The organism is Streptomyces sp. (genome assembly GCF_035563135.1).
Taxonomy (GTDB): domain Bacteria; phylum Actinomycetota; class Actinomycetes; order Streptomycetales; family Streptomycetaceae; genus Streptomyces.
On sequence record NZ_DATMVN010000647.1, the window covers coordinates 1 to 7,995 of the forward strand.

The window sequence follows — 7,995 nt, forward strand, 5'->3', positions numbered from 1 at the left end:
CTGCGGCTGTCCCTGCTGCGCGCGTTCCAGGAAGCGGAGCAGTTCCACCGGGAAGGGCAGGACCAGCGTGGAGTTCTTCTCGGCCGCGACCGCGACCACCGTCTGCAGCAGCCGCAGCTGCAGCGCCGCCGGCTGGGTCGACATCTGCTGGGCCGCCTGGGCGAGTTTCTTCGACGCCTGCAGCTCGGCGTCGGCGTTGATGACCCGCGCACGCCGCTCACGGTCGGCCTCGGCCTGCCGTGCCATGGACCGCTTCATCGTCTCCGGCAGCGAGACGTCCTTGATCTCCACCCGGTCGATCTGCACGCCCCAGCCCACCGCCGGGCTGTCGATCATCAGTTCCAGTCCTTGGTTCAGCTTCTCCCGGTCGGACAACAGATCGTCCAGGTCGCTCTTACCGATGATCGACCGCAGGGAGGTCTGCGCCATCTGGGAGACCGCGAACCGGTAGTCCTCCACCTGGATCACCGCGCTCGCCGGGTCCACCACCTTGAAGTAGATGACGGCGTCCACCCGCACCGTCACGTTGTCCCGCGTGATCCCGTCCTGGGCGGGGACGGGCATCGTCACGATCTGCATGTTCACTTTGCGGAGCCGGTCGACCCCCGGGACGATCATGGTGAAGCCCGGGGGGCGCACCGCGTCGTGGAGCCTGCCGAGCCGGAGCACCACACCCCGCTCGTACTGCTTGACCACCCGGGCGGCGGCCATGGCGTACACCAGGCCGCCCGCGAGTACCGCCACCAGTGCGACCAACAGTCCCTGGACCATCACAGGCCCCCTGCCTCCGGGGGTGCGTCCCTGTACCCGAAACACCCTATTAACACGGTATGCCCGTTACGCACCTCCTGAACCTCCGTACGGGTGCCGGTGGCCCCGGCCGGCTGCGCACCGGATGCCGGCGACCGCAGGACCGGGCAGGGTGGCCAGCGCCAGCACGTCTCCCGTGACGTACCGATGAGCCGGACGAGCAGACGAGGACCAGCCCATGTCCGTCACCGCGCCCCCCGCCCCTGTCCGCCGCCGCACCGGCATCGCCGCCGGCGCGGCCCTGCTCGCCCTGGCAGCCACCGGTTGTTCCGGACTCGGGCGCACGGCAGTGGGGGCGGTCGCCCACACCACCGGCCGGGACGAGGTCGTCACCGTGCACAGCCCTTCGGTGAAGGGCTGTCACAGGATGGCGCCCGCCGGTGCGCAGAAGGTCGAGAACCGGACCCTGGTCGACGTCGTCCTGTACACCACCCGCGACTGCACCGGTCGCGAGACCGCCTATGTGTCCACCACGCTCACCGACGTCAATGCCGAAGGCGCTCCGCCCTGGCGCAGCTACCGGTTCGTCCACTGACCCTTGGCCCGCCTGCCGTCGGCTTCCGTACGCCGCACCGCGGAGTCATGCTGGAGGGGAGGCGATGGTGATGCGAACCGGAAGTGAACCGTCCACCGCACGCAGCCCCCTGCGGATGCGACTCTGGCTGAGTCTGTGGGGCGTGATCTGGGCGGTGCTGGGCCTGGTGGCCTTCGTGGCGACCGCACGGCCCGGCTGGGCGGCGGCCTGCGGTGTGCTGCTGGCGGTCACGGCCACGGATCTCTGCCTCGTCGTCCGCCATCTGCGGCAGGGCCCGCACTATCAGCCGGGCCGGGACGTCCCCCCGTACGAACCCGACCGGGGCGGGTACGGCCGCTGAGGCCCGCCGCGGGGCCGAAGGCGCGGCCCCGGCCCGTGCGCCCTCAGGGACGCTCGTCGAAACGGGCGGCCTGGAGATACTCCGGTTTCGGGTCGAGCGCGGCGGCCAGCCGGAAGTGGCGGGTGGCCTGTTCGGGCCGGCCGGACCTCTGGAAGGTGCGGGCCAGCGCGAAGTGCGCGAACGCGTTGTCCGGCTCACGCTCCAGGACCAGCTCGAATTCGAGCTCGGCCGGCCGGAGCTGGGCGGCGGCGAAGAAGGCCCGGGCGCGCAGCAGCCGGGCCGCCGTGTTCTCGGGATGGGCCGCGATCACCGAGTCGAGCAGCTTGACCGCGCCCCGCGGGTCCCGTGCGGCGAGCAGCTGCTCCGCCGCGCGGAAGTCGATGACATGCGTTTCCGGGTTGTTCTCGGGCACGGCCCTATCCTTCCCCTCGCCTTCCGCCTTTCAACATCCGGCCAGGTGCGCGTATTCCGGCCGGATGCCGGATCAGCCGGCGGCGGCCCGCGCGGCGAGCTCCGACCAGACCGTGCGGACCTGGGGTTCCAGGTCCTCCAGCGGACCGTCGTTGTCGATGACGAGATCGGCCACGGCCAGCCGCTGCTCGCGGGTGGCCTGCGCCGCCATCCGGGCGCGGGCGTCGGACTCCGTCATGCCGCGCAGCCCTACGAGCCGGTCGAGCTGGGTCTGCGGTTCCGCGTCGACGACCACGACCAGGTCGTAGAGCGGGGCGAGGTCGTTCTCGGTGAGCAGCGGGACGTCGTGGACGACGACCGCGCCGGGCCCGGCGGCCCGCTCCAGCTCGGCGGAACGGGCCCTGACCAGCGGGTGGACGAGGGCGTTGAGCGTGGCCAGACGTGCGGGATCGGCGAAGACGATCGAGCCGAGCGCCGGCCGGTTCAGGGAGCCGTCGGCCCCGAGGATCTCGGGGCCGAAGGCCTCGACGACTGCCGTGAGCCCGGGGGTGCCGGGCTCGACGACCTCCCGGGCGATCCGGTCGGCGTCGATCAGTACGGCTCCGTAGCGTGCGAGCAGCCGTGACACTTCGCTCTTGCCGGCGCCGATCCCGCCGGTCAGGCCCACTTTCAGCATGCGGTGAGCCTAGCCTCCGGGCGGGGTGCGGCCGGAGGCTCCGTCAGGAATCACCCTCACGTTCCGCGAGGAAGCGTTCGAATTCGAGGCCGATCTCGTCCGCCGACGGCAGATCGACCGGCTCCGCCACGAGGTTGCCCCGGGTCTCGGACCCCGCGACCGCGTCGTACTGGTGCTCCAGCCCTTCGACGAGCGAGACGAGCTCCTCGTCGCCCTGCCTGACCTGCCGGTCGATCTCGGTCTGGGTGCGGTGCGCCTCCGTGCGCAGCGTGTGCGCGACGCTCGGCAGGACGAGTCCGGTCGCCGCGGTGACCGCCTCCAGGGTGGTGAGCGCGGCGTCCGGATAGGCGGACCTGGCGACGTAGTGCGGCACATGGGCGGCGACGCCGAGGACGTCGTGCCCCGCCTCCATCAGCCGGTACTCCACGAGCGCCTCGGCGGAGCCGGGGACCTGCGCCTCGTCGAAGGGGCTGCGGTGACCGGGCATCAGGTCAGTGCGGTTGCCGTGCGGGGTGAGCCCGACCGGGCGGGTGTGCGGGACACCCATCGGGATGCCGTGGAAGCTGACCGCGAGCCGGACACCGAGCCGCTCCACGATCTGCTCCACCGCGGCGGCGAATTTCTCCCACTCGACGTCGGGCTCCGGTCCGGAGAGGAGGAGGAACGGCGCACCCGTGGCGTCCTGGACGGCCTTCACCTCCAGGGCGGGTGCCTCGAAGCCCGTGTACCGGTCGCGCTTGAAGGTCAGCAGCGGGCGGCGCGCCCGGTAGTCGACGAGCCGGTCGTGGTCGAAGCGGGCCACCGTCTGGTGCGGCAGCGTCTCCAGCAGGCCGTCGACGATCTGTTCGCCGGTCTCGCCCGCGTCGATGTACCCGTCGAAGTGATAGAGCATGACCAGGCCGGCCGACTCCTGGGCGAGCGCCATGTCGACGACAGCCAGGCCCTTCGGCTCCCATTCGTACAAACTCTGCGGATCAGGCACGGTTACCGCTCCTCCTCGTGTTCCCCGACAAGAACACCCTGCTCGCCCACAGCATTCCCGCACGCGCCCCTTTCCCTTGCGGCCGGGTGAGGACACGGCCGTGCGACGCCGTCACCGTCCTGCGGGGAGGGCCGGAGAACCGTCGCGTGCGGGCCGGCCACCGGGGAGGGAAGGACAAGGAGGTCGGCAACTCCGTGCGTCTGCACCGGTGTTCACCGTCCGCTTCCGATGCCTGGTGCTCCCGGCGCCACGCGGTTGCCGGCGCCCACGCCTCACAGGCCGTCAGCCACCGCGCATCCCGCGCGCCCTCCGCGCCCTCCGCGCCCAGCGGCGCCACGAGCCCATTGGTCCATACCTTGACATGCCCACTTACCTCTCTTACCGTCACGGACAGTTCCGGAGGCTCACCCCGCATTCATGGACGAGAACCTCCGAACCCCTCGACGGGAAGGCACCCCCATGCGCACCCGCACGCTGTTCCCCGCCCTGCTGACGGCCGCGCTCGCCGCCCTCACCCTGCCACTCGTCACGGCCGGCCCGGCCCGGGCGGCAGCGGTCGTCGACGTGAGCACCGCGGCCCAGCTCAAGGCCGCTCTCGCCGCTGCGGCTCCGGGTGACACCATCCGGCTCGCCGACGGAACGTACACGGGCAATTTCAAGGCGACCGCGCCGGCCGCCTCCGCCGCCCGCATCACGCTCACCGGCTCCTCGGCGGCGGTCCTGACCGCGGGCGGCGGCTACGGGCTGCACCTGGACGGCGCGTCGTACTGGACGGTGCGCGGCGTCACGGTCACGGGCGGCCAGAAGGGCATCGTGACCGACGCGGCGGCCGGGGTGGTCATCGACTCGGTGACCGTGCACGACCTCGACATGGAGGGCGTCCACTTCCGCACGTCCAGCCGGGACGGCGTCCTGCGGAACTCCCGGATCCACGACACCGGCCACGACGGCCGGGGCATGGGCGAGGGCGTGTACGTCGGATCGGCGGGCGATCTCACCGACCGGAGCGACAACGTCCAGATCATCGGCAACACGATCGGCCCGGGTGTCGGCGGGGAGAACGTGGACATCAAGGAAGGCACCACCGGAGCGAAGATCATCGGCAACACCTTCGACGGCAGCGGACTGACCGGCGCCAACTACGACGACTCCTGGGTCGACGTGAAGGGCAACGACGTGCTCGTCGAGAACAACAGGGGCGTGCGCACCACCGACAACGGATACGAGACGCACAGCCAGCAGAGCGGCTGGGGCTGCGGCACGGTCTTCCGCGGCAACGCCTCGGACCTGACCGGCGCCACCGGCGGCGGGCGGCTCGCCGTCAACGTCACCAACCGGAGCGCGGACTGCCGGACCACCGTGTACGCGACCAACACGGTCACCGGCGGCAGGGGCCTGACGAACATCGCCGTGACGCCCTGAGGCACCGTGTCCGGACATGGGTGAGGCCCGCCCCCCGGAGGGGACGGGCCTCACCTACAGCTCTGCAGCTACCGCAGCCGATGAGCGACCGGTGTCAGAGCGTCAGCTCTGGCCGCCGGCCAGCTTCTCGCGCAGGGCGGCCAGGGCCTCGTCCGACGCCAGGGCGCCGGAGTTGTCCGCGGACTCCGAGGAGTACGAGCCGCCGCCACCCGTGCCGCCGGAGGCAGCCGGGGCAGCGCCGGCCGGGGCGGCAGCGCCCTCGGCAGCGGCAGCCTCGTCGGCCTCGCGGGACTTGATGACCTGGGCCTGGTGCTGCTCGAAGCGCTGCTGCGCCTCGGCGTACTGCGTCTCCCAGACCTCGCGCTGTGCCTCGAAGCCCTCGAGCCAGTCGTTGGTCTCGGGGTCGAAGCCCTCGGGGTAGATGTAGTTGCCCTGGTCGTCGTACGACGCGGCCATGCCGTACAGCGTCGGGTCGAACTCGACCGAGGCCGGGTCGCCGCCGAAGGCCTCGTTGGCCTGCTTCAGCGAGAGGCTGATGCGACGGCGCTCGAGGTCGATGTCGATGACCTTGACGAAGATCTCGTCGTTGACCTGGACGACCTGCTCCGGGATCTCCACGTGGCGCTCGGCCAGCTCGGAGATGTGGACCAGACCCTCGATGCCCTCGTCGACGCGCACGAACGCACCGAACGGAACGAGCTTGGTGACCTTACCGGGAACGACCTGCCCGATCTGGTGCGTACGGGCGAACTGCTGCCACGGGTCTTCCTGCGTCGCCTTGAGCGACAGCGAGACGCGCTCGCGGTCCATGTCGACGTCGAGGACCTCGACGGTGACTTCCTGACCGACCTCGACGACCTCGGAGGGGTGGTCGATGTGCTTCCAGGAGAGCTCGGAGACGTGCACGAGACCGTCGACGCCACCCAGATCCACGAAGGCACCGAAGTTGACGATCGAGGAGACGACGCCGGAACGGACCTGGCCCTTCTGCAGGGTCGTGAGGAACGTCTGGCGGACCTCGGACTGGGTCTGCTCGAGCCAGGCACGGCGGGACAGGACCACGTTGTTGCGGTTCTTGTCCAGCTCGATGATCTTGGCCTCGAGCTCCTTGCCCACGTAGGGCTGCAGGTCGCGGACGCGACGCATCTCGACGAGCGACGCCGGGAGGAAGCCGCGGAGGCCGATGTCGAGGATGAGACCACCCTTGACGACCTCGATGACGGTACCGGTGACGATGCCGTCTTCTTCCTTGATCTTCTCGATGGTGCCCCAGGCACGCTCGTACTGAGCGCGCTTCTTCGAGAGGATCAGACGGCCTTCCTTGTCCTCCTTCTGGAGGACCAGGGCCTCGATCTCGTCGCCGACCTTGACGACCTCGTTCGGGTCGACGTCGTGCTTGATCGAGAGCTCGCGGCTCGGGATGACGCCTTCGGTCTTGTAACCGATGTCGAGGAGAACCTCGTCCCGGTCGACCTTGACGATGACACCGTCAACGATGTCGCCGTCGTTGAAGTACTTGATCGTCTCGTCGATCGCCGCGAGGAACGCGTCCGCGTCGCCGATGTCGTTGACCGCAACCTGCGGAGTGGTGGCGGTGGTCTCGGTGCTGCTCGTCATGTGGGAAAGGGCTCCGGTACGGACAGTGAGTCGTAGGTACTGCTACGCCGAAAGCCCGTATCGCCTCTGCAGAAGCCGGACAGCCTGGAGAGCACCGATCCAATGATCCGGAAGGCGCCCCGACAACCGAGGGGACATGCAACAGACGCGAGCGCGGCCTGCTAGGTCTGAAGCGCGCAGGCTCGCAGCGCAACTTGTAGCATACGGGGGCAGCCGGACAGGGTCAATGCGCGAAGCCGCACACCCGGGGCACACCGCCCCATTCCTGGCACAACTCGCGTTCGCCGAGGCCACATCGGCCCCAGCGGTGCATCATGCGCACATGGGCGTACTCACCCGTACGGCCCGCGTGGAGGCACCCGCGCGAGGCGGTGAAGGCAAACTACAACGACGGGCACGATGAGCCAAGAGATGCACGGGTCCGAACCCGAAGCGACCCGGCGGCAGGCCGGTCAGGCGGAGAGCAGCCGGGCGAGCCGCGGCTGGTGGGACCGGAACGCCGACGAGTACCAGAGCGACCACGGGGCGTTCCTGGGGGACGACCGCTTCGTCTGGGGGCCGGAAGGTCTGGACGAGGCCGAGGCCTCCCTGCTGGGCCCGGCCGGGGACCTGAAGGGCCGGGACGTCCTGGAGATCGGGGCCGGCGCCGCCCAGTGCTCGCGCTGGCTCGCCGCCCGGGGAGCCCGCCCGGTCGCCCTGGACCTCTCCCACCGCCAGCTCCAGCACGCCCTGCGCATCGGCGGCGGCGTCCCCCTCGTGGAGGCCGACGCCGGACGGCTCCCCTTCCGGGACGGCTCCTTCGACCTGGCCTGCTCCGCCTACGGCGCGGTCCCCTTCGTCGCCGACCCCGTCCAGGTGTTCCGCGAGGTGCACCGGGTGCTGCGGCCCGGGGGGCGCTGGGTCTTCTCGGTGACGCACCCCATCCGCTGGGCGTTCCCCGACGAGCCGGGGCCCGAGGGCCTCTCCGTCTCCGCCTCCTACTTCGACCGCGTGCCGTACGTGGAGCAGGACGAGCACGGCGACGCGGTGTACGTGGAGCATCACAGGACGCTGGGCGACCGGGTGCGGGACGTGGTGGCGGGCGGCTTCCGGCTGGTCGACCTGGTCGAGCCCGAGTGGCCCGCCTGGAACGGCCAGGAGTGGGGCGGCTGGTCCCCGCTGCGCGGCCACCTGATCCCGGGGACCGCGATCTTCGTCTGCGA

At 70.6% G+C, this 7,995-nt stretch carries 9 protein-coding genes; 4 read left to right on the forward strand and 5 right to left on the reverse strand.

What is annotated here, in order from left to right:
* Window positions 1-771: slipin family protein (locus VN520_RS28890; protein WP_325749899.1), on the reverse strand; the 771-nt coding region annotated here is incomplete at its 3' end.
* A gap of 217 nt (window positions 772-988) precedes the next feature.
* On the opposite strand from VN520_RS28890, the gene VN520_RS28895 reads away from it, so the two are divergent.
* Both VN520_RS28895 and VN520_RS28900 read left to right on the forward strand, forming a co-directional pair.
* Window positions 989-1,345, forward strand: coding sequence for a hypothetical protein (locus tag VN520_RS28895; protein ID WP_325749900.1), 357 nt, complete (start codon window positions 989-991; stop codon window positions 1,343-1,345).
* 70 nt (window positions 1,346-1,415) lie between these two features.
* Window positions 1,416-1,685, forward strand: coding sequence for a DUF6343 family protein (locus VN520_RS28900; protein ID WP_325749907.1), 270 nt, complete (start codon window positions 1,416-1,418; stop codon window positions 1,683-1,685).
* A gap of 43 nt (window positions 1,686-1,728) precedes the next feature.
* Here the strand turns inward: VN520_RS28900 and VN520_RS28905 are convergent, their stop codons facing one another.
* The 3 genes from VN520_RS28905 to VN520_RS28915 all read right to left on the reverse strand — a co-directional run bounded on the left by VN520_RS28905 (window position 1,729) and on the right by VN520_RS28915 (window position 3,754).
* On the reverse strand, window positions 1,729-2,097 hold the full coding sequence (locus VN520_RS28905) for a tetratricopeptide repeat protein (RefSeq protein ID WP_325749901.1): 369 nt from the start codon (window positions 2,095-2,097) through the stop codon (window positions 1,729-1,731).
* A 72-nt stretch (window positions 2,098-2,169) separates the two neighbouring features.
* Window positions 2,170-2,772, reverse strand: coding sequence for a dephospho-CoA kinase (gene coaE / locus VN520_RS28910; protein ID WP_325749902.1), 603 nt, complete (start codon window positions 2,770-2,772; stop codon window positions 2,170-2,172).
* Between the two features lie 43 nt (window positions 2,773-2,815).
* The gene (locus VN520_RS28915; RefSeq protein ID WP_325749903.1) at window positions 2,816-3,754 is read right to left on the reverse strand and encodes a PAC2 family protein; all 939 of its coding nucleotides are present in this window, start codon (window positions 3,752-3,754) and stop codon (window positions 2,816-2,818) included.
* A 459-nt stretch (window positions 3,755-4,213) separates the two neighbouring features.
* Between VN520_RS28915 and VN520_RS28920 the strand changes: the two genes are divergently transcribed.
* Entirely contained in the window at window positions 4,214-5,176 is a 963-nt protein-coding gene (locus tag VN520_RS28920; protein ID WP_325749904.1) for a right-handed parallel beta-helix repeat-containing protein, read from the forward strand.
* Window positions 5,177-5,278: 102 nt separating this feature from the next.
* Here the strand turns inward: VN520_RS28920 and rpsA are convergent, their stop codons facing one another.
* A complete protein-coding gene (gene rpsA, locus VN520_RS28925) occupies window positions 5,279-6,793 on the reverse strand; it encodes a 30S ribosomal protein S1 (RefSeq protein WP_325749905.1) in 1,515 nt (504 codons plus the stop codon).
* 399 nt (window positions 6,794-7,192) lie between these two features.
* Between rpsA and VN520_RS28930 the strand changes: the two genes are divergently transcribed.
* Window positions 7,193-7,995 (forward strand): class I SAM-dependent methyltransferase (locus tag VN520_RS28930; protein ID WP_325749906.1); only part of this gene is annotated, 803 nt, incomplete at its 3' end.